The sequence below is a fragment of the Ruegeria sp. AB9 genome, assembly GCF_056542585.1.
On the sequence record NZ_JBQGAA010000003.1, the window covers coordinates 24,232 to 49,985 of the forward strand.

Annotated in this window: 18 protein-coding genes and 3 pseudogenes; 8 read left to right on the forward strand and 13 right to left on the reverse strand. The window is 57.0% G+C overall.

Going from position 1 to position 25,754, the window contains the following annotated elements; genetic code table 11:
* Position 1 precedes the first annotated feature (1 nt).
* The 3 genes from ACR0K5_RS09150 to ACR0K5_RS09160 all read right to left on the reverse strand — a co-directional run bounded on the left by ACR0K5_RS09150 (position 2) and on the right by ACR0K5_RS09160 (position 2,442).
* Positions 2-931, reverse strand: a complete 930-nt coding sequence (locus tag ACR0K5_RS09150) for a nickel/cobalt transporter (protein WP_480629399.1) — start codon at positions 929-931, stop codon at positions 2-4.
* Positions 916-1,563, reverse strand: coding sequence for a DUF1007 family protein (locus ACR0K5_RS09155; protein ID WP_480629400.1), 648 nt, complete (start codon positions 1,561-1,563; stop codon positions 916-918). The genes ACR0K5_RS09150 and ACR0K5_RS09155 overlap by 16 nt, the downstream gene beginning before the upstream one ends.
* 72 nt (positions 1,564-1,635) lie before the next feature.
* Entirely contained in the window at positions 1,636-2,442 is an 807-nt protein-coding gene (locus ACR0K5_RS09160) for a thioesterase family protein (protein ID WP_480629401.1), read from the reverse strand.
* Positions 2,443-2,805: 363 nt separating this feature from the next.
* Between ACR0K5_RS09160 and ACR0K5_RS09165 the strand changes: the two genes are divergently transcribed.
* Entirely contained in the window at positions 2,806-3,741 is a 936-nt protein-coding gene (locus ACR0K5_RS09165) for a 2-hydroxyacid dehydrogenase (RefSeq protein ID WP_480629402.1), read from the forward strand.
* Between the two features lie 15 nt (positions 3,742-3,756).
* Here the strand turns inward: ACR0K5_RS09165 and ACR0K5_RS09170 are convergent, their stop codons facing one another.
* Positions 3,757-4,113, reverse strand: coding sequence for a hypothetical protein (locus ACR0K5_RS09170; RefSeq protein ID WP_480629403.1), 357 nt, complete (start codon positions 4,111-4,113; stop codon positions 3,757-3,759).
* A 259-nt stretch (positions 4,114-4,372) separates the two neighbouring features.
* Between ACR0K5_RS09170 and ACR0K5_RS09175 the strand changes: the two are divergent.
* The 3 genes and pseudogenes from ACR0K5_RS09175 to ACR0K5_RS09185 form a co-directional block, all read left to right on the forward strand.
* Positions 4,373-4,645: pseudogene (locus ACR0K5_RS09175) on the forward strand ((S)-ureidoglycine aminohydrolase); the annotation flags it as partial.
* 111 nt (positions 4,646-4,756) lie between these two features.
* Positions 4,757-5,080: a hypothetical protein gene (locus ACR0K5_RS09180; RefSeq protein ID WP_480629404.1), complete on the forward strand. Its 324-nt coding sequence runs from the start codon at positions 4,757-4,759 to the stop codon at positions 5,078-5,080.
* 54 nt (positions 5,081-5,134) lie between these two features.
* The gene (locus ACR0K5_RS09185) at positions 5,135-6,121 is read left to right on the forward strand and encodes a type I glyceraldehyde-3-phosphate dehydrogenase (protein ID WP_480629405.1); all 987 of its coding nucleotides are present in this window, start codon (positions 5,135-5,137) and stop codon (positions 6,119-6,121) included.
* 609 nt (positions 6,122-6,730) lie between these two features.
* Here ACR0K5_RS09185 and uraD read toward each other — a convergent pair.
* The gene (uraD, locus tag ACR0K5_RS09190; RefSeq protein WP_480629406.1) at positions 6,731-7,096 is read right to left on the reverse strand and encodes a 2-oxo-4-hydroxy-4-carboxy-5-ureidoimidazoline decarboxylase; all 366 of its coding nucleotides are present in this window, start codon (positions 7,094-7,096) and stop codon (positions 6,731-6,733) included.
* Between the two features lie 137 nt (positions 7,097-7,233).
* Positions 7,234-7,371, reverse strand: a complete 138-nt coding sequence (locus ACR0K5_RS09195) for a hypothetical protein (RefSeq protein ID WP_480629407.1) — start codon at positions 7,369-7,371, stop codon at positions 7,234-7,236.
* 652 nt (positions 7,372-8,023) lie between these two features.
* Here ACR0K5_RS09195 and ACR0K5_RS09200 point away from each other — a divergent pair.
* The 3 genes and pseudogenes from ACR0K5_RS09200 (at position 8,024) to ACR0K5_RS09210 (ending at position 14,761) form a co-directional block, all read left to right on the forward strand.
* Positions 8,024-8,364 (forward strand): annotated as a pseudogene (locus ACR0K5_RS09200) (urate hydroxylase PuuD).
* Positions 8,365-8,870: 506 nt separating this feature from the next.
* A complete protein-coding gene (locus tag ACR0K5_RS09205) occupies positions 8,871-10,676 on the forward strand; it encodes an autotransporter assembly complex protein TamA (protein ID WP_480629408.1) in 1,806 nt (601 codons plus the stop codon).
* Positions 10,673-14,761 (forward strand): translocation/assembly module TamB domain-containing protein, encoded by a 4,089-nt coding sequence (locus ACR0K5_RS09210; protein WP_480629409.1) that lies wholly within the window; start codon positions 10,673-10,675, stop codon positions 14,759-14,761. Before ACR0K5_RS09205 ends, ACR0K5_RS09210 begins: the two co-directional genes overlap by 4 nt.
* A 227-nt stretch (positions 14,762-14,988) precedes the next feature.
* Here ACR0K5_RS09210 and ACR0K5_RS09215 read toward each other — a convergent pair whose 3' ends face one another.
* From ACR0K5_RS09215 to ACR0K5_RS09245, 7 genes and pseudogenes are all read right to left on the reverse strand, one after another.
* Entirely contained in the window at positions 14,989-15,774 is a 786-nt protein-coding gene (locus tag ACR0K5_RS09215; protein ID WP_480629410.1) for a cyclase family protein, read from the reverse strand.
* Positions 15,775-15,888: 114 nt separating this feature from the next.
* Complete coding sequence (gene fdhF, locus ACR0K5_RS09220) at positions 15,889-18,672, reverse strand: formate dehydrogenase subunit alpha (RefSeq protein ID WP_480629411.1); 2,784 nt, start codon at positions 18,670-18,672, stop codon at positions 15,889-15,891.
* Between the two features lie 13 nt (positions 18,673-18,685).
* Positions 18,686-20,389 (reverse strand): NAD(P)H-dependent oxidoreductase subunit E, encoded by a 1,704-nt coding sequence (locus ACR0K5_RS09225; protein WP_480629412.1) that lies wholly within the window; start codon positions 20,387-20,389, stop codon positions 18,686-18,688.
* Positions 20,390-20,474: 85 nt separating this feature from the next.
* Positions 20,475-21,356 (reverse strand): LysR family transcriptional regulator, encoded by an 882-nt coding sequence (locus ACR0K5_RS09230; protein ID WP_480629413.1) that lies wholly within the window; start codon positions 21,354-21,356, stop codon positions 20,475-20,477.
* A 446-nt stretch (positions 21,357-21,802) separates the two neighbouring features.
* A pseudogene (locus tag ACR0K5_RS09235) lies at positions 21,803-22,300 on the reverse strand (autotransporter domain-containing protein); the annotation flags it as partial.
* 363 nt (positions 22,301-22,663) lie between these two features.
* Positions 22,664-22,882 carry a hypothetical protein gene (locus tag ACR0K5_RS09240; RefSeq protein WP_480629414.1) on the reverse strand — a complete coding sequence of 73 codons (219 nt, stop codon included), beginning with the start codon at positions 22,880-22,882 and terminating at the stop codon, positions 22,664-22,666.
* A gap of 119 nt (positions 22,883-23,001) precedes the next feature.
* Entirely contained in the window at positions 23,002-23,199 is a 198-nt protein-coding gene (locus tag ACR0K5_RS09245; protein WP_480629415.1) for a hypothetical protein, read from the reverse strand.
* A 422-nt stretch (positions 23,200-23,621) separates the two neighbouring features.
* Between ACR0K5_RS09245 and ACR0K5_RS09250 the strand changes: the two genes are divergently transcribed.
* Positions 23,622-25,709: a sulfotransferase gene (locus ACR0K5_RS09250; protein ID WP_480629416.1), complete on the forward strand. Its 2,088-nt coding sequence runs from the start codon at positions 23,622-23,624 to the stop codon at positions 25,707-25,709.
* Positions 25,710-25,754: the final 45 nt, after the last annotated feature.

Sequence of the window (25,754 nt, forward strand, 5' to 3'; positions counted from 1 at the left end):
TCTAAATCGCCCGCAACAGTAGCCCACTTGCGATCACGGCAACGATTAGCCCGGCGACCAGTTCGATGGTTGGGGCCAAAACCGAAGCAAATCGTGTAGCTGAGGCTGAGGCCAACAGACCTCCGCGCAGACCAAAGGACGTCCACCCCACCAACGTCGTTACCAACGCTGTTCCCAATGCCATCGCAAAAGCTCCGGCGATACCGACCATCGCAATGCCCATCTGCCATGTCAGGATCAACACAAACAAAGCGCCTGTGCAGGGCCGCGCAGCGATACCCGCAATCAGGATCAGAGCCTCGCGAAACGAGCCCACATTTGCGACTTCTTCCGCTGTTGGACCATGGCGGTGACCGCAATCTGAACAGACCTCGCCATCGTGGTGATGATGTCCATGATCATGATGATTATGGTGATCATGGTTCGATGTGTTCTTTTTTCGTCTTGCAAAACCGCGTAAAGCGCGGACTACCAGCCAAAGACCTATAAGAGCGATTGCACCGTAGCTGATCGGTGCCATGACCTGTTCGGTTGTGCCCACAAGGCTTTCGCGGGACATCTGGAACACCAGCACCCCGGCATAGACCAATACGACGGCCGTCACCGCCTGCCCCAGGCTGGACAATACGCTGATCGCAGATAGACGCCAGAAGGCAACGTGCCGACCCAACCCGTAACCCCCGATCAGAACCTTACCGTGGCCGGGGCCGATGGCATGAAAAAACCCATAGGCGAAACAGACAGCCAGCAGTGTTGCCACCGCCTCGGGTTGCTCTGCACGCGCGGCACGCAAAGACCTGGCAATCTGGTTCTGGAAATCTCGTTGTTCCCCGGCCGCCCAGGCCGCAAGACTGTCAAAGCCGCCACTGCTCCAGAACCAGAGCAGCAGACCACAGGCAAGAGCAACCGGAACGATCAGGTAGCGGGACATGAAATTCGGATCTCGGTCGCGAAGCTTTCACCGACCAGAGGAATATCATTTTCCTCAAGGTCATAGTCTGCATCCAGTGTCAGCAGGAACGCCTGCATCTGCGCAAGTTGTCCGTCGATATCAGGGTCAAACCGCTCCATCTGACACGCAGCGGGGCCAGTTATGGTCACAGGCCGCGTCACTTCGTAAGCGGTATAAAACGTCTCATCAAATGCCTTGGCAGACAGCGAAGTGGCTGGGACCGGTCCAGCCTCCACTGCCCTGAGATGCGTGGTCACAACGCGCCCGTCTTCGGCTGTCGCATGGGCTTCCATCGGGCCGGAAAGTGCAACCGGATTGCCGTCTGCAGTAACGACAAGATCACCGTTGTATCCTTCGACCCATTGCGTATCGAACCCGGTCAGGAACTGTTTTTCGCTTTCCGTCAAAATGCCGTCGGCATCCTGATCCAGTTTCATGTCTTCCATAACAAGCAACGAGTAGAATTCGTCATATGCCCAGGTCACGCGAACATGGGTCAGTTGGCCAGCGTCATCCACAATGAATTCCAACCCCGTATCAATGAAGACATGCGGGTGGGCGTTGGTTTGCATCGGCAAACAACAGATCAGAGTGGTTATAAGGTAACGCATAGGCGCAAGATAGGTCTCTCGATCCCTCTCGGCAACGGCTTTCGCGATCCCGATGCGAAAACCGGCCGACCTTCAGGTCGGTGGAAACAGAACCAGCGTTTGCAGAGCTGTACCCACCGGACCCTGCGTATCGAAAAGCACGGACTGAGACATGCCGATGCCCGAAGGCTGCCAATGCGAAACCGACTCGGACGCCAGCCAATCTGAAACCGGTTCCCGGTGGATATTTACCGTCAGATCGGTGTTCATGAAGCCCATTTCCGTGGTCGGCGCATTCCAAGAGATACCGTTGCCGCAGTCCGCCAACGGGCATAGGGCCTGAATGGGCGACTGATCCTCTCCCTGCAAAAGTTGCGGAGTACGCATCCAAATTGTTTTGGGCCCGGCACCCTGCTTGCCCCCGGCGGGATAGCGAATATCGCTGTAATGTGCGAATCCCGGCAGATCGTGGCGAATTTCACCGATCGGAAAAGGACCATCGACAACATCCTCTATCCTCGGTGCATTTATCCCTACATTCGGTACCTGCCCCAGATCACGCCGCACAAGATGCATCGTGGTGGCCGTAGCGCAGAGCGTATCATCGAGATCGTGTACCGTAACACGTGTGGTCGCGAGCGTCTTGGTATGGCGCGTGCTCTCTGCCGCCACCCTAAGTCCGGACAATGGCAAAGGCCGCAACAAATCGACGGTCAGACGAGTCAGCATCTTTTCGGGGCCGATTTCGGTTTCTGCAGCGCGTACAATCAAACCACTGACCGGTCCCGCGTGGCAATGAACGGCAGACCAGGGCCCGCGTGCGGCGTCGTTGCCGACAAACGCCCCATCGTCGCGCTGATGAAAGTAGGTCTTGTCCGTAAAATCGAGTGCTGCTGCCATTAGGTTCTCATATCCATTTTTGCGTAAGTCGTTTCAATTCACCTGCACTCGGGCGTTCGAACACTTGTACGTTCCGACGTCGAGGGCGGCGTGGTTGAACACCTCGGCATCGCAATCAGTTTGGCTTACGCCTCTGAGGAAACACATGTCATCCGTCCGCATGATCTCCTTCCGGTCATTTCCGTAACATCCTGCAGATGAACATGGTTTTCCTCGGGCAGGGTGACTGTCATGTTTGCGGAAGCGCCCCTCTCAAGTGCCGAGACCAGGCTATACTTTTGATGCAAGGATGGCTTAACTGCCGGGGCCCTGTCCACCGTAGTGACGGGACGTCACCGCATCCAACTTATGCAGGAGCAGCACATGGCGTTGTTGATCGAAACCGGATTGTCCAATTGGATAAGTGATGACGATATTGCCACCAGTTTACGGTTGGTGTTGCCGGATGCGGATATCCGCACAGCCCAAACGGTGGGGAATCCGGACGACATAACGATGCTGGCAGTGGTCGATATGCAACGCGACCACCCTGCGCGGCTTCCGAACCTGAAGCTGGTTCAAAAACTGGGTGCGGGGGTCGAAACCATTGTCAGTCATCCCGGCCTGCCCAGTCACGTGCGCATCGCCCGCCTGAAGCCTGACGCACCTGCGCAGGGCATTGCCGAGTGGTTTTTGGCTTATATCCTGCGCGCTCAACGGCACATGGCATTTCATGAGGCCGCTCAATCCCGCGCCGAGTGGTCCCCCCGCGCACCCGTTTTCACCCCGGACACCGTGGTCGGCGTTCTGGGCCTTGGCCACATCGGAGCCCGCACAGCGCGGATGTTGAGCGCCGTAGGTTTTCAGGTGGTGGGCTGGAGCCGTTCGCCCAAAGCAATTGAGGATGTGACCTGTCTGCACGGGCAGAAGGCTTTGCCCGCACTTCTTGGCCAATGTGACCACGTCTGTGCGATCCTGCCCTCGACCCCGCAAACCGCTGGCCTGTTTGATGCCAAGTTGCTGGCGGCGATGAAACCCGGCAGTCAGTTGCTGAACGCCGGGCGCGGAGATCTGATTGATGAAATCGCACTGATCGCGGCACTGGACGCAGGTACACCGGGACATGCCGTGTTGGACGTCACGTCACAGGAGCCCTTGCCACAAGACAGCCCGCTTTGGCGACACCCCGGCGTGACGATCACACCACATGTCTCGGGCTGGCATCTGGGTGACGCGCTTTCAGATGTGGCTGAAAACTACCAACGCCTTTGTTCCGACGTCCCCCTGTTGCATGAGGTGAACCGGGATCAGGGATACTGACACCGGACCAGATGATCAGGGTGCAAGAATCCAATTGCCGTTGCCGTCATTGCATCGGCGGGTTCGGATTTCCCTGCTTTGGTCGCCACCGTCCGGCTGAATGACATGCTGCAGACCAACGCAATTTCCCTTTACGGATTGCACGCGGATTGTGCCCTTGGACCCCGTGTCATCATTCTTCCATGCCCGTTCCTGCCCCACAGATGGCGCGCCACTGGTCAAAAGTGCGTTTGAGGCTGCATTGACCACTTCGAAATCCGCTGGAGATAACCCCATCTCGGCTATGATTCGGGATAGCGGCTTGGCCTCGACCACATTGGTCATAAAAAGGACACCGCACGCGGCAATTGCGGTCAAAAACGTGGCTTTCATGGCGGCCTCACAGAGCTGAAGTCATTTGCGGTTCAGAATATACCTCTGATCCGACAGGGCCAAGCCCTTGACGTGAACCTCCAAAGTATCCCGATCACACCGACTCTGGGCTGGACCTAACAACGCTACGCCTATCCACCTATAGTACCAGCCAAATTGCCGTGAGACGCATAATGACTTTCGAACCTTTGTTGCGCCGACTTAAAGCTGCGTCAGCCGGAACCCTCACCTGAATTCGTCACATTCACAGACGCTTACCCGCCACAATATGCAAGTGAGCATTGTCAATTTAGAACCCGATGAGGTCATTCCTTTTGACGAACCCCACGTGATGGCGCACGGGCCTTACGTATTGGCAGGCAAGGCCGTCTACAGCCTCAATCAGGATTGGGTCGGGTAGAGGCAGGTGGTTAAATGTGGCTGCGTGCCTTCTGCTCACAAAGCCTGTTACACCGGCAGTCCGGGGCGGTTCAGATACCAGCTGTACAAGGTCGTGAACCGGCATACCCTCACGCCCCTTTCGCACGGCTGAACAGAAGACTGGTCAGAACTTGCAGTGAATTTATGAGCTCGGGGCTTCACACACGGGCCGGAATTTGCTGAAATCCAAGTAAATTCTGATTTGAGCACTGGAGATTGTTCCATGAAACTACGCCCTGCCCTACTGGCCATTGCTGCACTCGCTGCTTCTGCCGCCCTTTACACCTCACCGATTTCGGCAAAGGAAGAAACCAAATCCGTTTTCGTCATGAGCCGCACCTGGGCGGTGACACAGGTTTCTGACGCTCCGGTCATTTATCGTGCCACGCGTGACAACAACAACCTCAACCCGTTCGGCCCCCCGCCACGCCTGCGTACGATTCAGGCCATCGCGGCGATTCAGCAGGCAACCGGGTGCAAACCGATCGTGGCCAGCATGTATCAGAACATCTCGGGTCAGTTCTTCTCGCAGGTCAGCTGTAACTGACGCGGGGCCAGATCTGGCATTGAGGTCGCCCGACCGGCCTGCCATAGCTTGCGCATGAAACTCGCGATTAACGGATTCGGCCGCATCGGCCGCACGATCCTGCGGCAGGTTCTGGCCCTGCCGAAAGGGTCAGATATCGAGCTGGTGTTGATCAATGACATCGCGCCGCTGGAAACCTGCGCCTACCTGTTCAAATACGACAGCACATTCGGTCCCTATCCCGGAGATGTGTCCGAGGGGGATGCTGCGTTGATCGTGAATGGGGCCACAATTCCAATGACCCACAGCGCCGATCTGACCCGCGTTGATCTGTCGGGCGTTGACGTCATGCTGGATTGCACGGGTATCGCCCGCAGCTCCGACGTGGCGCGTCGCGGGTTGTCTGCGGGCGCAGGTAAAGTACTGATCTCAGGCCCCTCACCCGCTGCCGATGTCACAATCGTTCTTGGCGCAAACGAGGATCAGTTGGGCAGCGCACGGATCGTGTCAAATGCGTCATGTACCACCAATGGGTTGGTGCCGTTGGTCAAAGTCATCGACGATATCGGCGGCGTCGCATCGGGGCACATGACGACCATCCATTGCTACACCAACAGCCAGCCTATGGTCGACGCCCCGCGCGGCGACCTCGCCCGTTCGAGGGCCGGTGCGCTGTCGATGGTACCAACCACATCGAGCGCCATGCACCTTATCGATGTCGTCCTGCCGCATCTCGCAGGTCGCATTTCGGGCGCAGCTGTCCGTGTACCGACTGCAAGCGTGTCCGCCGTTGACCTCGTGGTTACTCTCGATCGAGGTATGAGCGAAGAAGCTTTCGATCATGCCCTGAAACAGGCTGTTGCCGCATCTCCTGTCCTTGGCTGGACGGGCATGCCGTTAGTCTCATCCGACCTGCGGGCTCGCCCAGAATCGCTGGTTATCGCCGGACCGGAGACTCGTATGGTGGGTGAAAACCAGGTGAGGGTCTTTGGCTGGTACGACAACGAATGGGGTTTCTCGGCGCGAATGCTGGACGTGGCCCGCCTTATGGCTTCCGAATAGCCGGACCCCGTCCCGCAATTTCGTACGCGATCCGGCGTTGGTTTGGCTATTTGTAACCTGGCATGCTTCAGGCACTGTACCCGAACATCGTGCCCGTATTTCTTCTGTGGCATCGTCAGTCAGTTCTTCCAGCGGAACGAAGTTAAGAACGGTTGCAAAGACCGCTTCAGGCAACAGATTGATCATCGTGACGACAAGACCGGTCACAAGCGGGATCATGATCGGTAAAAAAGGTAAAGCCTGTTCCCGGAGCAATCGGTAGCGACGTCTGGGTCAGGTACGAAAACTTGGGGAAATCAGGCGAATACGGACCAAACCCAAATCCGTCTGCGCGAGCGCAACGATTGCAGGCGTCACCTTCGGGACAAACACCGCCAACAGGTGCTAAATTCCAGTGGAATATCCTTGGGTCGTGCAACTGAATAATTCAGATTCCAAAGCTGTTCAGGCGTTCTTGTTGACGTTGCGACCACGCGTACCGTTCTCAATGAACGCTTGACTTCCATCAGGGCGGCACTCGACCATCTCAGGCGTGCACAGCAGCGCAAGCGGGCTGGTGTCGAACCGTTCAACCTGTCGTCAGGCCTCGGCAATTTCCGTCACACGACCCTACTCGATCCGCCGCTGATAGGCCCTCAGGATCGACGCATTGTCGTGATCCCGCTCTGAAATTACAATAGAAAACCCAAATGCCAGAGTGTAGCGCTGGTTCAATTCGGCAAAACTCTCCTGTTCCGCATCCGTCAGCGCGTCCAACCCGGCAAACGCTTGTCCGGATGTGCTTGCCAGAGTTAACCGCTTTGCCTGCACAAGCTTGCCCTCCAGGTCCGGGTGAGCAGTCAAAACTCCCAGTCGCTCCTCCACTGAAATCGAGCTGACGATGCGTGACAACGCGCTATGCAGCCCGCCTGCAGTCTCATGCGCCAGATCCAGTTCCAGATCAAAAGATCGTTCAGCGACCCAGGCGGAATGCACAAAACCCCGCCGTAAGCCGCAACAAACTGGGAGCGATCCATCTGCGAGGGTTTTGCGCTTTGAGCTAGTGGGTGAGTGTTTGCCCAATTCTGAGCGATCTGCAGCGTATAGCAAACCAGACCTCTGACAATCCACGCTCAAAATCGAGGAGCCGTTTCAGACGCTTCATCCCCACGCAGCACACAGTTTTCACCCACCTCTTCGTAGATCTGCACGGCCAGTTTTGCCTCGTCTGACCATTTTGCTCCCTGCGGGGTCGCTCCGTATCCGATCATGTCCCTGGGGGTAATCAGGCGGCTGCACAGCGTGTTCCATTTCCTTCACTGCTCCGGTCAGCCTTGGCCCAAAACGCGCTCCATTGCGAATCCGGCAACTCTCGCAACATTTTGGTCGAGAAGGAAACTAACGCAGAAGGTCGCATCGGCGACGCGATTCTGCCCAAGGAAACAATCAATACAGGCACTTACGAGCAGATCGTCTTTGCACAGCTGCTTCCTGTTGGCCAAGCGCGCTGTATTGACCCTGCAGAGAACCTGACCCCTGGCGCGACCGCGTCGTGGCGCCCTGCCCAACTCTGTGCGGTGCCGAAACGGCACAAACGGAGGCGGGAGCGTTTCTGGGCCAGGTGTTCCGAGCTGCGGACAACTTTGCCGATCCGTTCGCTCATGAAGCCCATAAACAATCGCGCCTTCGGATTCTGATTGCGTCGGTGCGCATAAGGACAAGCCATCTGTATTGAACCCGGTGGGATTTCAGTTGCAACCTGCATAAGGCAGCCTGCTTTCAGGTGTGCCGCCACATCAAACACTGGCTACATCGCGATGCCCTGTCCCGACGGCGCCCAATCCGTAACAACACTACCGTCGCCACATTCATATCGGCCTGAACAGCAATACCCCCGGCCTTACGGGCGATGAGAAGGGGCAGGTGCATGGCAGCAGCTTCCATCACATCCAGAAATATCTGATTGCGCCCGAACGGACGCCCGACCGTCTGACGGAAATCAATTGGGAAGGCTGTTCGACCTGGTAGTGCGGCAAGGCATCTTGGTTTCGGCCACATCACTGACCGTGGGCTTGCTGATCTATGACTTTCTCTGCAAATCCAGGCTGAGTGAGCGCCCGGCACTGTTGATGGCTCTGCTGTTTGCACTTCGGGTTGCGATGGGCCGGAGGCATAACCAGATCTGCGCCGGACGCACCATGAGGCCGCATTTTGAGACCTTTACCGTCACGATCATGCCGGCAATCCGACCCGGGCGTGGTTAGCGACAGCCTGCTGTTCATCACCGCCGCGGGTTGTCCACCACCGCCTTGAGCCAGCCTCTGGAAGAAGCCAAGGCGCAACAACTTACGCCTTATGAAAACAGATTACTTCCGTGGGAGGGTTTGAGGATGCTCACGATATTGTTTTGAGGCGCGGTTCAATGCGCCATGCCCGCGAGCCGGTTGCGAAGACATCACACGAGCCCCCAAGGACCTGCGTTTGGACACCAGGTCTGACATCGCGGGAAATGCACGGCAGATTTGTTTGCAGGCAGGTGTCACCCACGCGATGCCACCCGCAAACGTGACTTATTTGGAACCTCAAGACCGTCAGGCCATCAACCGCTGGCTCCGCAATGTTGGGCTGTAAGGTCAACACAATTTGCCCAAAATTGCACGTCTTGCGTTTAATCCCTTTTCCCATCTGCTTTCAGATGCTCTAACCTGAATTCAAAGGGTCGTGCATAGCACGGGCAAGAGAATTGGAACTGGGACAATTGGGGCAATTCATGCAAGGGAGCAAGCGGCAAGGCCGTCTGGGGTGCTGGCTGATGGCCGCTGTCGTGGCTTTGACCCCAACCACACTGGCTGCTTTGGAAACATCTCTCACCGCTCCGGGTGCATCGAAAGAGCTGGTTGAACGCCTCGAAGAGACATCTTCAGTAACGACCGCTGAAGAACGTGGCCTCGACACTCCGCTGGAAATCCTGTCAGCAGCCTTGTCGGATTATCGCACGATTGTGCAAATCCTGTATGATGAAGGGTATTTCAGCCCGGTCGTCAGCATCAAGCTTGACGGGCAGGAAGCAGCCGAATTGAGCTCTCTTACGGTACCCGCTCAAATAAATCGGGCCGCGATCACCATTGAAACCGGACCAAGCTTCAAATTCGGTACTGCCACCGTTCAGCCCCTCGCCCCTGACACCGAACTTCCTGAGGATTTTGCATCCGGGAAACTGGCCACAACCGGCGCCATTCAACAAGCCGCCTCAGCCGGTGTTCAGGGGTGGAGAGACGCCGGTCACGCAAAAGCCGAAGTCGGGAGCCAGACCATCATTGCGCGACATGCACAGGCACGTCTGGATGCACAAATCGACCTGGAACCTGGGCGCAGGCTGACTTTTGGAAAAATGTTCATCAAAGGCGACACGGATGTACGCCACAGATCCATAGAAAAGATCGCAGGCTTCCCAAGCGGAGAAGTTTATTCGCCCGAAAAAATCCAGAAAGTCGGAACACGGTTGCGCCGGACCGGGACGTTTAACGTCGTATCGCTGCAAGAGCGGGAAGAGCCCAACCCCGACGGTACACTTGATTTTGATGCCACGTTCGAGGACTTGCCGAAGCGCCGCCTGACCTTTGGGGTCGAACTGGCTTCTCGTGATGGTGTCGATGTGACCGCGACGTGGACCCATCGCAACGTGTTCAGACGCGCGGAACGGCTGCGGTTCGAAGCGGCGGTCCGAAATATTGGCGGTGCAGAGGATATTGATGGCCGGATCGGGTTGCGCCTGGATCAGCCTGATCGTCTTGGCCCGGACGACAATACTTTCTGGAGCGCCTTGCTGGAACGCCGCAACACGGAAAACTATAACGTGACCGTGGCTTCGCTGGCCTATGGTGCGCGCCGTACCTTCTCAGACAAGCTCTATGCCGAAGCCTCTGCCGGGTTTCAGTGGTCGGACGCGGATGACGCATATGGCAGCGGCCGGAAGTTCAGGTATTTCATCCTGCCGTTCCGATCCGAATGGGATGAGCGTGACAGCAAAGTCAGTGCCACACGCGGTTTCTATCTGGATTCGCAGGTGATGCCCTTTGTCGGTATTTCCGGCACCGACACAGGCGTTCGCATGTTCTTTGATGGCCGCGCCTATACCAGCCTTGGCACCGGAGGTCGGCTGGTGCTGGCGGGACGGGCGCAATTGGGGTCTGTCATCGGCCCGCCCGCAGATGGCGTCACACCCGACTTTCTGTTCTTCTCCGGAGGTGCGGGAACTGTGCGTGGGCAACCTTTTGAAAGCCTCGGCATTCCGGTTGGAACCGGCGTGGCAGGCGGCAAATCGTTTTTGGGCTTTTCCGGTGAAATCCGGGGCAAGGTTACTGACAGCCTGTCGTTGGTCGGGTTTTACGATTACGGTGTTGTCGATACCTCTTCCTTCATTGGCAGCGGCGCGGAAGACCACGCAGGTGCGGGTCTTGGCGTACGATATGATCTGGGCGGGTTTGGCCCTTTGCGGTTTGATCTGGCCTATCCGGTGAGTGGTTTTACCGGAAACGGCCTTCAGTTCTACATCGGGATCGGACAGGCATTTTGAGACGGCATCTTTCATACCCTCTGCTGATCGGCACACTGGTGTGTGTACCCGTTGCTGGTCCTGCGCAAGAGGACGAAGGCGGCAGCATGATCGAGCGGTTCCTGCAGGATACGCTGTCCGGCGACGATCAGAACGTCACCGTCAAAGGCCTGCAAGGTGCCCTGAGTTCACGTGCCACAATTTCCGAGATCACGGTTGCCGATGACGAAGGAGTCTGGCTGACCATCAAAGATGCCGAGCTGGACTGGAACCGACTGGCTTTGATTCGTGGGCGATTTTCGGTCAATGCTCTGACTGCACAAGAGATCGACGTTGCCCGCGCGCCGGGCACCACTACCAAGGATACGCCTCCGCCTGCGGCGGAAACGCAGGCCTTTCAACTGCCTGAACTGCCAGTCGCCGTCGAAATCGGAGAAATCCGCATCGATGAACTGGCTTTGGGCGAGCCCCTGATTGGCGTCGCCGCAGAGCTGGCCGTGAATGGAAACCTGTCGCTGGCCGACGGGACGCTGGACACAAACCTGGATATCACCCGGCTGGACCGCGCTGGTGATGAAATCAAGTTGACTGCGGGCTTTCAGAACGCTGACAGCCAGATCGATCTGGACCTTCAGGTGACCGAAGCCGCGGGTGGCCTGATTTCGACCGCTCTCAAAATCCCGGACAGCCCGCCGATCGGATTAACGGCAAAAGGGTCCGGACCGGTGACTGATTTTACGGCAGACATCGGCCTCAGCAGCGATGGTCAGCCTCGGGTGACCGGGCAAGTTCGGTTGCGGTCGGCGCCGACCGCGGCGGCAAGCGCGGACGAGGGTATCGTCTTTACAGCCGATCTCGGCGGTGATCTGACGCCCTTTGTTGCCGACAATATGGATATGTTCTTCGGCACAAAAACACAGCTGTTTGTAGATGGGCGGACGCAGCCAGAAGGCGCATTGACCATCAGTGACCTGAAGCTTACCTCGCAGGCGCTGAACCTTGAGGGTGAGTTACAATTGGCAACAGGCGGTCGTCTGCAACTCGCGGCCCTTCAGGGTCGTGTTACACCGCCAGATGGACAAAGCGTCGTTCTGCCGATCTCGGGCGGCGGCACATCCATTGAGGCTGCGCAGATTTCCGCGCTGTTCGACGAAAAGAACGGCAACCTCTGGGATTTGAGCCTGACGGCAAACGCTGTGAAAACCGAACAACTCAACTTGCAGCGCGCGCAGATTTCGGCGCAAGGGACCCTGGAACAGGGTGACGTCCTGAAATTTGATGGCGATCTTCAGGCCGCTTTGGACGGAATTGATCTAACTGACGCCGCTTTGAACGCAGCCGTTGGCGACCGCATTACTCTGGACGGCACCTTCGAATATGGCAGTGATCAAACCCTGAATCTGTCCGGGTTCGAACTGGTCGGTTCGGATTACGAACTGGGCATCGACGCATTGATCAGCGGCTTGTCCACTGGACTGGCCATCGACGGCACCGCCACACTGGACGCGACGGACCTGTCGCGGTTTTCAGATCTGGCCCAATTGGAGTTGGGCGGTCAGGCCTCTGCCCGGTTAAAGGGTCAGGGCTCTCCTCTGGAAGGTAGTTTCGATGGCAAGTTGGAGGTTGAGGGAATAGACCTCTCGACCGGGCGCGACGACATCGATCCGGTCATCCGGGGAAAAACTACGCTTACACTCGACGCCGAGCGCGGCGCAAACGGCCTGACCGTCCGCGACTTCACCCTGATCGGTGATACATTGCGCGCGCAGGTCGACGGCACGGTAACGACCCCTGATGGTAACGTGACCATAGACGGGCAGGCCACGGTCAATTCCCGGGATCTCTCCATATTCTCTGGCCTCGCAAAACACGAGCTCGGCGGCGCCGTACAGGCGGAACTGAAAGGAAAAGGGACCGTTCAGACGCTGGAGTTTGACGGCACGGCCAGCGTATCGGGCCGGGATATCAAAACCGGTCTGGCCGAGATTGATCCGCTGTTGGCCGGTCGAAACGAGATCACGTTCGACGGCGCGCTGAGCCAGGAACAGATTGTGATCCGCGACGCGACAGTTAACGGCTCGGCCCTGACCGCTAGAGCCTCTGCTACAATAGACGACCCGACGAGCGCCTTGGCGGTAGACGGACAAGCCAATCTGAACATCCCGGACCTGTCGTTATTCTCAGGCCTTGCCCAACGTGATCTGGCGGGAGCGATCCGTGCAGATGTTGCTGGCAAGGGCGCAGTCGGTAACAAAGCGTTCGACGTAAAAGGCAATTTGGCTGCAGACGATATCAAAACCGGAATCGACGTGGTTGACGGTTTAGTCCAGGGACGAACGAACCTGACCGTGGACGCGTTGAACAACGACGAAGGCCTGAACATCCGAACGTTCCAACTGATCGGAACCGCGCTGTCAGCAAATGCATCGGGCAAGCTGGACCGAGATGCCGGTGGCTTGGACTTTTCCGCCAAATTGGACGATCTCAGCCGTCTGTCACCAACCTTATCCGGCCCGCTTAACCTAAGAGGGAACGTCGCACCTACCGGCTCGGGGCTGGAAGGCACAGCCCGTCTGGACGGACCTGACAGCTCGTACGCCAGCCTTCAAGGAACGGTCGACCGGAACGGTTCGGCCGATGTGGACTTCGACGCCAAACTAAATCGGATCGAGAGGTTTGTGCCCGAATTCCCCGGGACCGTTGCAGCCACCGGAATGGCCAAGCGCGACAATGGCATCTGGACCATCGATGCCAAGGCACAAGGGCCTGCGGACATAAACACAACGGTGGCCGGTACTTTTGACGAAAGCAGCGGCGAGGCCGACCTGACAGCACAGGGCGGCATCAACCTTGGGATCGCGAATGTTTTTATCACTCCCAATAAGATCGACGGATCGGCGCGTTTCAATCTGGCCCTCAAAGGCGCACCTGCGCTGGCGTCGCTTAGAGGATCGATCACTACGTCAGGGACATCCCTTGCCATTCCCAATGCGGGTCAGACCATTACCGGGATCAGCGGTCAGGTAGATCTGGCGCAAAGCCGCGCCAACATCACGCTGAATGGTGGCATGCGCGCGGGTGGCAGCTTTACCGTAAACGGACCTGTTGACCTGACCCCTCCGTTCAATGCCCAGATCACCACTGCCCTGAACAGCCTCGTGCTGACGGATCAGCTGCTGTATGAAACCACCCTGAACGGCCAGATTGCAATGACCGGGGCTTTGGCCGGAAACAGCTCGCTCTCGGGACAGATCACTTTTGACGAGACCAACATCAACCTTGCGGCCGCTTCGGGCGCTGTAGGCGCGGCACCTGTCCCGGACATCCAGCACGTCAATGAAAGCCGCGCCGGTTTCATCACGCGAGAGCGCGCCGGGTTGGTTGCGACCGAAGACTCGGAAAAAAGCGAATCCCGGGTTGCACTGGATATCAGCTTGCTGGCACCGAAGGAGGTGTTCGTCAGAGGGCGCGGCGTGAACGCTGAACTGGGTGGTCGAATCTTCATCGGCGGCACCACAGCCTCTGTTGTTCCGTCCGGTCAGATCGAGTTGATCCGTGGGAATTTCGACATTCTGGGCCGCAGGCTGGCACTGACCAAGGGGATCGTCACATTACAGGGCGACCTGACGCCGTATATCGAATTCGAATCCTCGGCAAGCACCTCAGACGGCACAGCGACAATCGAAATTGCAGGTCCTCTGGATTCGCCTGAGGTCGATGTGTTTTCCGACCCCGAACGTCCGGCTGAAGAAGCGCTGGCGATGTTGCTCTTCGGGAACCGGTTTTCGGAAATCTCGCCTTTCCTGATCGCACAGATGGCGGCATCACTGGCGCAGCTTAGCGGTGCGGGGGGTGATGCAACCAAGGGCCTGCGCGAATCCACAGGTGTTGATACGATCGACATAGGCGCTTCGGAAGGCGGCGCGGGCCGTTTGGGCGCAGGCGCGTATCTGGGTGAAAACCTTTATACAGACTTCACTGTGAACACTGAAGGCGATACCGAAGTGAACCTGAATCTGGATGTGACTGACAATTTCACAGTTCGTGGTACCGTAGATGGTCGCGGCGAGACAGGTCTTGGTCTGTTTTTCGAACGCGACTACTGAAACATTATTTCCAGCGGACCCCAATCTGCTGGCCCATCTGGGGCGCAAGCGCCAATGCCCTGTGCTCCGGCATTATTTGCGCACATCGTTCAACCACCCAGGTCGGATGCCCGTAATAATCGATCTATTCTGGCCGCAACGCAAACTCGTGAATATCTACAGTCGCATCATAAAGATCGCCATGACGACCCACTGGTAGAAACTCTTGCGACATGTCCAGGCGGGCCTCACTCATCCGGGTCGTCAAATATCGCGACAGCCCGGATAAATCCAGCCGAGGCACCTTTGATCTTGAAGGGGAAACAGGAAATCTCAAATCCTGTCGCAGGCAGGTTTTCCAGATTGGTCAACTTTTCCATGTGGCAGTAGCCAATCTCCATCGAGGCCCGATGCCCTTCCCAGATAATCGACGGGTCGCGTGTTTCGGCATATTCCAGGGCCGTAAGCGCAAAAGGCGCATCCCAACTCCAGGCGTCTGTACCGGTCACTCGAACCCCGCGTTCGGTAAGATATAGAGTTGCCTCGCGACCTATGCCGCAGCCTTTCATCAGGTAGTCGGGCTGCCCGTATCGTGTGCCCGCCGAGGTGTTCACCACGACAATATCCAAGGGACTGAGCGTGTGGTCGATCCGCTTTAGTTCCGCCTCAACATCCGCAGCCGTGACCACATATCCATCTTCGAAATGGCGGAAATCCAGTTTCACGCCCGGGTTCAAGCACCATTCCAACGGCACCTCATCAATGGTGATCGCCCGGTCACCTTTATCCATGGTGGAGTGGTGGTGATAAGGCGCATCCAGATGAGTGCCGTTGTGAGATGCGATCTGCAAGCGCTCTAGCGCCCAGCCTTCGCCCCCTGGCAATTCCTCTTTTTTTAGGCCCGGAAAAAAGGAAATGACCTGATCGGCGGTTTGATCGTGGGTCAGATATTCAATCTCAGGCAGCATGATCGGCGGGTCCGATACGATGCCGGTTTCAAGGGGAACGGATAGGTCTACTAAACGACGCGCCATAAACTCCTCCGTGAATGATCTATTGTGCAGGGTTGGACGCGTACAATCGGCTGTCAAGACGTGAAAAGGCGACCTCAGGGGCCGCCTTTTCTGTTTCTTTAATTGTTTCTGGCGCTATTCCGCCGCGATCGCATCCCCAATCTTTTCGACACGAATAGCCGAGAACTTGAACTCAGGGATTTTGCCATAGGGGTCGATGGCCGAGTTCGTCAGAATGTTTGCCGCCGCTTCGACATAGGCAAACGGGATGAACACCATATCTTCTGCAATTGCGCGGTCGGCCCGCACCATGATCTCGATTGAACCACGACGCGTGGTCAGGCGGATCATTTCGCCCGGCTCGATCCCCATCAGCTTGAGCGTACGGGGATTCATCGAGCAGTTTGCCTCGGGCTCAACCGTATCCAGAACGTTGGAACGGCGGGTCATCGACCCAGTGTGCCAATGTTCCAGCTGACGGCCGGTTGTGGCAATCATCGGGTAGTCGTCATCCGGAGCCTCATCTGGTGGGATGACGCTGGCCGGGGTGAACCTCGCCTTACCGCCCGCACGGGGGAAACCGTCGCCAAACACGATCGCCTGCCCCGGGTCGGTTTCGGACAGCGACGGATAGGTGATGGTTTCGGTTTCCAGACGCTCCCACGTGATGTTGTTGAGCGACGCCATGGTCAGCTTCATTTCAGCAAAGACCTGAGATACATCGGTGTAATCCCAGTTCAGCCCGATCCGCTGTGCCAGCTCAACTGTGATCTTCCAATCCTCGCGCGCCTCGCCCGGAGGGGCCACGGCAGGACGCACCCGCTGTACCTGACGGTTGGTGTTCGATACCGTGCCGTTCTTTTCGTACAGCGCGGAGGCGGGCAGGATGATGTCGGCATAGTTTGCCGTCTCGGTCAGGAAGATGTCCTGCACAATCATCAGATCCAGCTTGGCCAATGCTGCACGGGCATGGTTCACATCCGGGTCCGACATGGCCGGATTTTCACCCTGGATATACATGCCCTTGATGTTGCGCGCATAAATCTGATCGATGATCTCGGTGACGGTCAGGCCCTTCTCGTTCGAGAAATCATCCGAGTTCCAGACTTCGTTGAACTTCGCGCGAATGCCATCATCCGTCACTGTCTGATAATCCGGCAGGAACATCGGGATCAGACCCGCATCCGAGGCACCTTGTACGTTGTTCTGACCGCGAAGTGGGTGCAGACCGGCACCCGGTTTGCCGACGTTACCGGTCATCAGAGCCAGCGAGATCAGGCAGCGCGAGTTGTCAGTGCCGTGAATATGCTGGCTGACGCCCATACCCCAGAAGATCAGACCGGCCTTGGCCTGTGCAAAGGTACGCGCCACGCGGCGCAGCTGATCCGGTTCAATGCCACAGATCGGCGACATCGCCTCGGGCGTGAACTGGCGCAGATGCTCTTTCTCCGCTTCCCAATTCTCGGTCCAACGATGGATGTACTGGCTGTCATACAACTCTTCTTCCACGATCACGTTCATGATCGCGTTGAGCATCGAGACATCCGCGCCCGGACGGAATTGCAGCATTTCGGTCGCGAATTTGCGCATGCCGACGCCGCGCGGGTCCATCACGATCAGCTTGCCGCCACGCTTGGTGAATTGCTTGAAATAGGTCGCCGCGACAGGGTGGTTCTCGATCGGGTTCGAGCCGATAATGATCGCCACATCAGCGTTTTCGATCTCGTTGAAGGTTGCGGTCACGGCGCCAGAACCGACGTTCTCGATCAGCGCGGCAACAGACGACGCGTGGCACAGACGGGTGCAGTGGTCGACGTTGTTGTGCTTGAAACCCTGACGGATGAACTTCTGGAACAGATAGGCTTCTTCGTTGGTGCATTTGGCCGAACCAAAGCCAGCAACCGAACGCGGATCTTCGTCGCGCAGGGCCATCAGCTTGGTTGCGGCCAGATTCATCGCCTCTTCCCATGTCGCTTCGCGGAAATGGGTGCTGAGGTTGCCGGGATCAACGTTCAGACCCTTTTCAGGCGCGTCTTCACGCCTGATCAGCGGCTTGGTCAGGCGGTGCGGGTGGTGGATGTAGTCGAATCCGAACCGACCTTTGACGCACAGACGGCCTTCGTTGGCGGGGCCGTTGATGCCCTCGACATATTTGACCTTGCCGTCTTTGACCTTCAGCGAGACTTTGCAGCCTACGCCGCAGAACGGGCAGACGCTTTCGGTCTCAGAGTCATAGTCCTTGCTGTCGCCCTGCTGCTTGTCATCCAGCACAGTGGCAGGCATCAGCGCACCTGTCGGGCAGGCCTGAACGCATTCGCCACAGGCCACGCAGGTCGAATCGCCCATCGGGTCGTTCTGGTCGAACACCACTTGCGCCGTATGTCCGCGACCTGCCATACCAATCACGTCGTTCACCTGCACATCGCGGCAGGCACGGACACAGAGGTTGCAGTTGATGCAGGCGTCCAGATTGACACGCATCGCGACGTGGCTGTCATCCAGCAACGGAATTTTTTCCGCCTCTTTCGACGGGAACCGGCTGTCGCTGACTTCGTTCAGCTTGGCCATGTCCCAGAAGTGGCTGGATGTGTCATGTGGCCGCTCGGGTTGGTCAGCCACCAGCAGTTCCATGACCATGGCGCGAGATTTCTCGGCGCGGTCGGTGTCGGTCTTGACGACCATCCCCTCGGCCGCCGGGCGGATGCACGAGGCGACCAGCGTGCGTTCGCCTTCCACCTCGACCATACAGGCACGGCAGTTGCCGTCCGGTTTGTACCCTGGTGCGGGTTTGTGGCAGAGGTGCGGAATTACCAGTCCACGGCCATTTGCCGCTTCCCAGATCGTGGTGCCGTCGGGCACGGTGACGTCATCGCCGTTCAGGCTGAAGGTGACGGTCTTGGTTGGGCTTGCATCAAGCATGGCTCTGTCTCCCTCAGATTTCGTCAGCGAAATGTTTCATGACCAGGCGGATCGGGTTCGGGGCCGCCTGCCCCAGACCGCAGATCGAAGCATCGCCCATGACCTGACACAGATCTTCCAGCAGATCGGTATCCCACTTGTCGGCTTGCATCAGCTTTACCGCCTTTTCACAGCCTGCCCGGCAGGGTGTGCACTGACCGCAGCTTTCATCCTCGAAGAACCGCAGCATATTCAGCGCCGCATCGCGGGCGGTGTCCCGATCTGACAGAACCACAACTGCGGCAGACCCGATGAAGGTGCCCAGCGGCTGCAGAGTGTCAAAGTCGAGCGGGACGTCGTCGATGTTCGAGGGGAGAAGACCTGACGACGGCCCGCCCGGTTGATACGCCTTGAACACATGGCCCTCGGCCATGCCGCCGGCGGCATCAATCACGTCAAGAATGGTTGAACCTGCGGGCAGCAGGTAAACGCCCGGCTTCGCCACCCGGCCCGAGACCGAATAGCTGCGGAGGCCGGTACGACCATTCTTTTCAACTGAATTCAGGATCTGCGGCCCCTCGCGGCAGATCTTCGAAACCCAATAGAGCGTCTCGACATTGTGCACCAAAGTCGGACGGTTAAAGACCCCAACCTGCGCCACGAACGGAGGACGGTGGCGCGGCAGGCCCTTCTTGCCCTCAATCGACTCGATCATCGCGGATTCTTCACCGCAGATGTAAGCGCCGGCACCGCGACGCAGGTCAATGTAACCCTTTTCGACGATTCCAGCCTCTTCCAGCGCGGAAATCTCACGGGCAAGGATTTCCAGCACCGCCGGGTATTCGTCGCGCATGTAGATAAAGCAGGTTTCCGCTTCGACCGCCCATGCAGCGATCAGCATCCCTTCGAGGAAGACGTGCGGCGTACGCTCCAGATAGTAGCGATCCTTGAACGTGCCGGGTTCGCCCTCGTCTCCGTTCACGGCCAGATAGCGCAGGCCTTCGTTCATGCGAACAAAGCCCCATTTCTTGCCAGACGGGAAGCCAGCGCCGCCCAGACCACGCAGGCCCGAGGACAGGACGTCTTCCTGCACCTTCTCCCAATCACCACCGTCGCGCAGCTCCTTCAGCTTGGCGTAGCCGCCATTGGCCTCGTAGGTGGCAAAGGTCTCGTAATCGGGCAGATGGGCATGGGTGTCACCGGCGGCAATCGCAGCCTGTACTTTTTCGGGGGTGGCATGGTCGATATGGTTGTGACCAATCTCCAACACCGGAGCCGTGTCACAGCGGCCCATACAGGGTGCACGGACAACGCGGACCTCAGACGCGTCCAGCCCGTCCTCCAACGCCTTCTGCAGCTGCTGGGCACCAGCCATCTCACACGACAGGGAATCACAGACACGAATGGTCAGCGCAGGCGGAGGAGTCTCGCCTTCCTTCACCACATCGAAATGGGCATAGAAGGTCGCGGTTTCATAAATCTCGGCCTGACCGATCCGCATCTCGACCGCCAGAGCAGCGATGTGATCGGCGCTGATATGGCCGTGTTCGTCCTGAATCAAATGCAGGAATTCGATCAACAGGTCTCGGCGGCGCGGGCGATCGCCCAGCAGGCGTGCGATTTCCGCCTGTGCTTCATCCGTGAACTGACGGCCTTTGGGCGTATGCCGCCCTTTGCCTTTACCTGACTTCCAGACGCCCTTGGGTGCGCCTGATGGCTTGGTATCTAATGGTGCCATGATGCCCTCCGATTGAGGCTCCGTGTCTCATCAGACTATCATATCGTCAAATCGCTTTTGGCAATCGCACGATAACGACACCTTATCACCGTAAAGACGTCACCACTGTTCGCAAAGCCTCGACCGTAGGCAATTCCGGCTCGCGCGTCAGAGTCGCCAGACAAATCGGTTTGCTGACAATGGGATCCACCAAGGGTAGCACCTTCGTTCCTTTCAAATCTCCCAAAGCGCGCACCAAAACCCGTGGGACAACTGTGGCCGCCAACCCCTCTCGCGCCATGACCATCGAGGCGGTAAATCCGCTTGTTTCAGCCACCACATCCGGGTGCAGGCCCTGTTCGGCGAAAATACGATCCAGAATGCGGCGATTCTGCATTTGTGGCTCTAGCAGGCTAAGCGGAAATTCGGCCACGCGCGCCCAGGGGATAGGGCCAGTCTCACGGGTCATGTGCGACGGGACAAGCAGGACATAGGTTTCTTCGTATAACGGCTGAACTTGCCTGAGATCAGTACCGATACTGTCGCCATAGGTGATGCCCGCATCCAGACTACCTTCGTCCAATCGGTGCTGAATAGCACTGGCCGACATGGTTTCGATCCGTGTTACGATACGGGGATGGGCCTCGCGCAAGCGCTTGATCAGACGCCCGGTAAACGCAATCGCGGTGGGAATGACGCCCAATATGAGCGTTCCGGTGATCTCTCCCTTGGCCGCCAGAACCTGCTGTTCCAGCGACTTGGTCTCATCCAGGATACGTCGGGCGCGATGCACGATCATCTCGCCCTCTTCGGTCAGGCCCTGAAACCGATTGGCTCGGCGGACAATAGAGACGCCCAGCCGATCCTCAAGGTTACGAATGCGCATTGAGAACGCGGGCTGCGAAATCCCGCACTCCTCGGCCGCCTTGGCAAAATGCCGATGCCGCGCCAAAGCGCTGAGCAATTGCAGGTCGCGGATTTCGATCATTTGGCACAATCTCGATAGGCAGGTCGAAACCCACATTAACGGGGTTTTGTCCGGAGAGGAAAGGATGGCTAACTGACACGTCGGAAAAGAGCTGCAACCTCAGATACAGAATTCCAATACGCGCAGATCCGGGACTGTACCGATAGCCGTCTTTGCGGGACTTTCCCGACATTGGAATCTGAGCCTTCGCTGTCCCGGCATCCTTTGGCAAATGCGACATAGCGAATGCCGTCTCGCACCGTGAGTCGTGAAGCGGTCGTTCACGAGCTTCACCCTGGGCCGAACTGAGACAGAACCATAGCCCCAGAAAGCCCAACGCAGGACAAAATGGAATCCCGATGCAGCCTCACCAAGGTCCGCTTTTGTGTCAAACACCAGTTAAGTCTCAAAAGGACACGTAGCCCTATAGATCTATGGCCACTTTGTTCACCACAAAAACTGCGTCACTAACCGTACGGAATAATTCTGCCAATTCCCGGGAGTTTCTCCACTTCGCGTCCAAGTCGCACTTCGAAAATCTCGGTTGTCACGTCACCCACTATTGCACTGTCCAGCGCACTGGTTTCGGTGTAGCCATCATCATCTTGCAGGGTATAGCGTACGCTACCAAAGCCCAGCAGATCGAGATTTCCTTGCAGACAAAACAACTGTTCGACTCGTAAACCTGCCGTATAGAGGATCGAGTCACGCTCGCTTTTGGCACCCGAACTGCCGGTGATTTCGTGGGTCATGCCATTCGACGGGAAGCCGATACCGATATCCATTTCAACCCTGAAAGCTTTGAACTGGCAGCCAGTCGCTGCTTTCAGGTAAAGCGCGTTAGTGTCGAATGACGTGGGATCGCTGTCCCCGTCGGCGGTGAACGCACCGATCCCCACAGCAACTGCCCAACTGGTTCCCAATTGGCCCGAAACTCCCAAGCTGGCATTCAGCAATCTCAAGTCGGTTCCAGATCCTCTGGGTCACTCGAACTGTTTCGATTGCACGTCTAAAAGCGCATAGTGGCGGAACCTGTTCACGGCGCGCTCACTAAATGCGAAACCGCGCGAGACCTGCCCCGGTGCGCTTTACTTTAGCCCCCCCGAATGTGAAACCCCAGAGCCGAACCAGAAAACTCGACCGCTGGCAAACGCAACAATACTCCCGCTGTTAGACACATCTCCTGTGATGTCGCCTTCAACCTTGACACCATGGTCATCAGCGTTGTCAGGGTCGGAACTTGCCGACGCCATGATCGAATTGGTCGTTGAGAAAGCTCCACCAAAATCGGCGGCGGAACTAAGACCGCAGGATACGGCGTCATTGTCTTAGGTGATTGCCGTCGCAGCAATTGAACCGGAATTTTGGACTGGTGCAGTTGAAGTCGCAACCGAAGAGATGTCGATCCCTGCCGCAAACGCGACAGACACACCGCCATTCACGTCGACTCGTATCGCGTCGGTATTCGCCACAGTACCGGCGACCTGCCGATCCAAAGTGATGTCTTGTGCAACGGCGACACTTGAGCCACTTACATTGATTTCCATCGTGCTGTTGTTCACGATTTGGCAGGTTGCTTCCAGATCATCGACCGATGCCAGACCGGTGCCAAACTAAGACCCGGCAGAGGGGCTGGAAACAGACCATTGTTGGAGAACACACCCGATTAATCGGTATCGATTACCACTGCCGGGCCGTCTCTTGTCGTCAGGTTGGCGACCCCCGTCGCCGTGATCGCATGGTCTTGGTCAGTATTGGCAGTTTCGCGCGTTTTTTGCGGCGTTGAAATGACATCCGCTGTCGCCACCCCAATCGACAGCCCGGACACAGACGCTAGGAACACCGAGGAGGTGATGCTCGCCACGCGACCAACACTCCATCGCGCGCTCCAAAGCGCTATTATTCATTTCCGACTTCCCCGAAACACCTGCTCAGCTTGAACAATGTGTACAATTTTGAAATGACCATAGGGCAAAGCCCGAACATACTTCAAAATGCGCCACCCGTGGCTGAAACGGCACAGCCACGGCTTGGCATTACCAAATCAAAGGTGAAGCTGAGCAGACCAGAAACACCCGTCACTACCCAAAGCAACGGTTCAGCCCGAGCCTGAATCCGAGCGAAAACAGACGAATAGACATTCAGGTACGGAATAGCCTGTAATCAGTCGATCATCGCTGTTCTCGGAGTGTCTGCTGGGCATGGACGAGCCGCCGCGATTGTTCTAGGTGCTTATGTGGTGGCAAAACTGACCGCCAAGCCACACTGCAGATTGGAGTTCTCAAAATGCCTCAAGGCAAGCAAATGTCGGCCCAGGACGCCTTTCAGTACGGTATGGCCCATTATCAGAAAGGTCAGTTAGCGCCGGCTGTGAAACTGTTTTCTGAGATCATCCGCGCAGTTCCTCAATTCGCCGAGGCCCATCAGATGTTGGGCTTGATCGGTTTCCAGACAGGTCAGATCGAGCCTGCAGTGAAGGCAATGGCAGAGGCAGTCCGGCAACAGCCCGACAATGTCCTTTTCCTGACCAATTTCACGGAGATTCTTCGATCCGCAGGTCAACTGGAAAAGGCAGCCGAAATTGGAACACGCGCCGTCCGTCTTGCACCGGGGAGCGCCGCCGCGCACTCCAACCTGGGATTGGTCCATTACGACAGGAAGAACCTGGTCGAGGCGCAGGCCTCACAAGAACGGGCTTTGGCATTGAACCCGGAGTTCGACCGGGCCATTAACAATCTCGGAAGCATCGCGCGTGACAACGGGGATCTGGAAAAGGCAGCGGCGCATTATCGCAAAGCGCTGAGAATCAATCCAGACTCGTCTGAAACCGCCAACAATCTGATCTCGGTCCTGATAGAGGCCGAAAAAGTTGCTGAGGCGCATAGCACGGCGGATGCACACCTCGAGAGGTCCCCTCGTGACGCAGAATTGCATCGCAACTTTGGACGGGTATTTTTGCTCGAGAACAATCTGGACAAGGCGGAAAACGCGTTTCGGAATGCGATCTCGCTGAAAGACGACAAGGCGGATAGCTATGTTGGGCTCTCGCAGGTTCTATTTGAAAAAGGCCACCCGAACCTGGCGTTGATCGAAGCAGAGCACGCATTAAGGCTGGACCCGGAAAGTGCAGCGGCCTGTCATCAGATCGGACTGGCCAAGGCACATCTTGGCGACACCGGCGCAGCTATCGACTTTTACAAAAAAGCGCTGGCCTTGAAACCCGACCTGTCATCCAGTCGTATGGCGCTGGGGCATTTGGAAATCGAACGTGGTAATTTTGACGAGGCGCGCGCACATTTCGAACAGGCCGCTAATACGACAACCGACACTTTGAGCGTGACAATCGCGCTGGCAAAACTGGAAACGGTCACACCGGACAACCCCGTTTTCCAAAGGCTGGAAGAAGCGTTGCCAGGCGCATCTTCAATGCTTCCGCAAAAGGCAACTGCTTTTCATTATGCGCTGGGCGAGTGTTACGAGAAACTACAGCGTTATGAGGATGCCTTTGCACAGTTCAAACGAGGCGCTGATATCAAGCGTTCGATCTTGGACTACGATCCGGCGGAAACCGACCGTCTGACAGACGATCTGATTGCAACTTTCGACCAGTCCATGATTGAGCGGTTACGAGAGCATGCGATCGCAACTGACCGACCGATCTTTGTGCTTGGGATGCCGCGCTCGGGCACGACGCTGACCGAGTCGATCCTGAATGCTCATCCAAGAGTATTCGGAGCAGGCGAACTGAACGACTTGCAGAACATATTCGGGCGGCTTGGCGATTCAATCAGCAATGTGCCAAGGGCTATTAGGGCCACGAGCGGTGATAAGCTAAGACGAAGAGTACACGATTATGTCGATGCTCTAACCCGGCACGCGCCCGACATGCCGCATATAGTTGACAAGATGCCCGCCAACTTTCAGCTTGTCGGGTTGATCCATGGGTTAATGCCCAACGCCAAAATCATCCACGTTGCGCGGAACCCGTTCGACACCTGTTTGTCCTGTTATACCAGGCTGTTCGAACGTAGCCAGTTTCACAGCTATGACCTTGTTGAGCTTGGTCGCTACTATAACAACTACAGCCGCCTCATGGATCACTGGCGCGATGTTTTGCCCGACGGCGCATTTCATAACGTGCAATACGAAGCGCTGATTGACGATATCGAAACCGAAGCCCGTCGTCTGATCGAATATTGTGGATTGGATTGGGACGACGCTTGTCTTGAATTCCACAAGAGCAAACGCCGTGTCCGCACTGCCAGCGTTCAACAGGTGCGTCAACCGCTATACACCTCTTCAAAAGAGAAGTGGCGCAACTATGAAGAGCAGCTGAAGCCACTGTTTGAGACAATTGCCGTTGCTCGCCGTTAGGGCACGTGGAGTTCGCGAGACTGGGTAAACGTCACGCCACTCTAT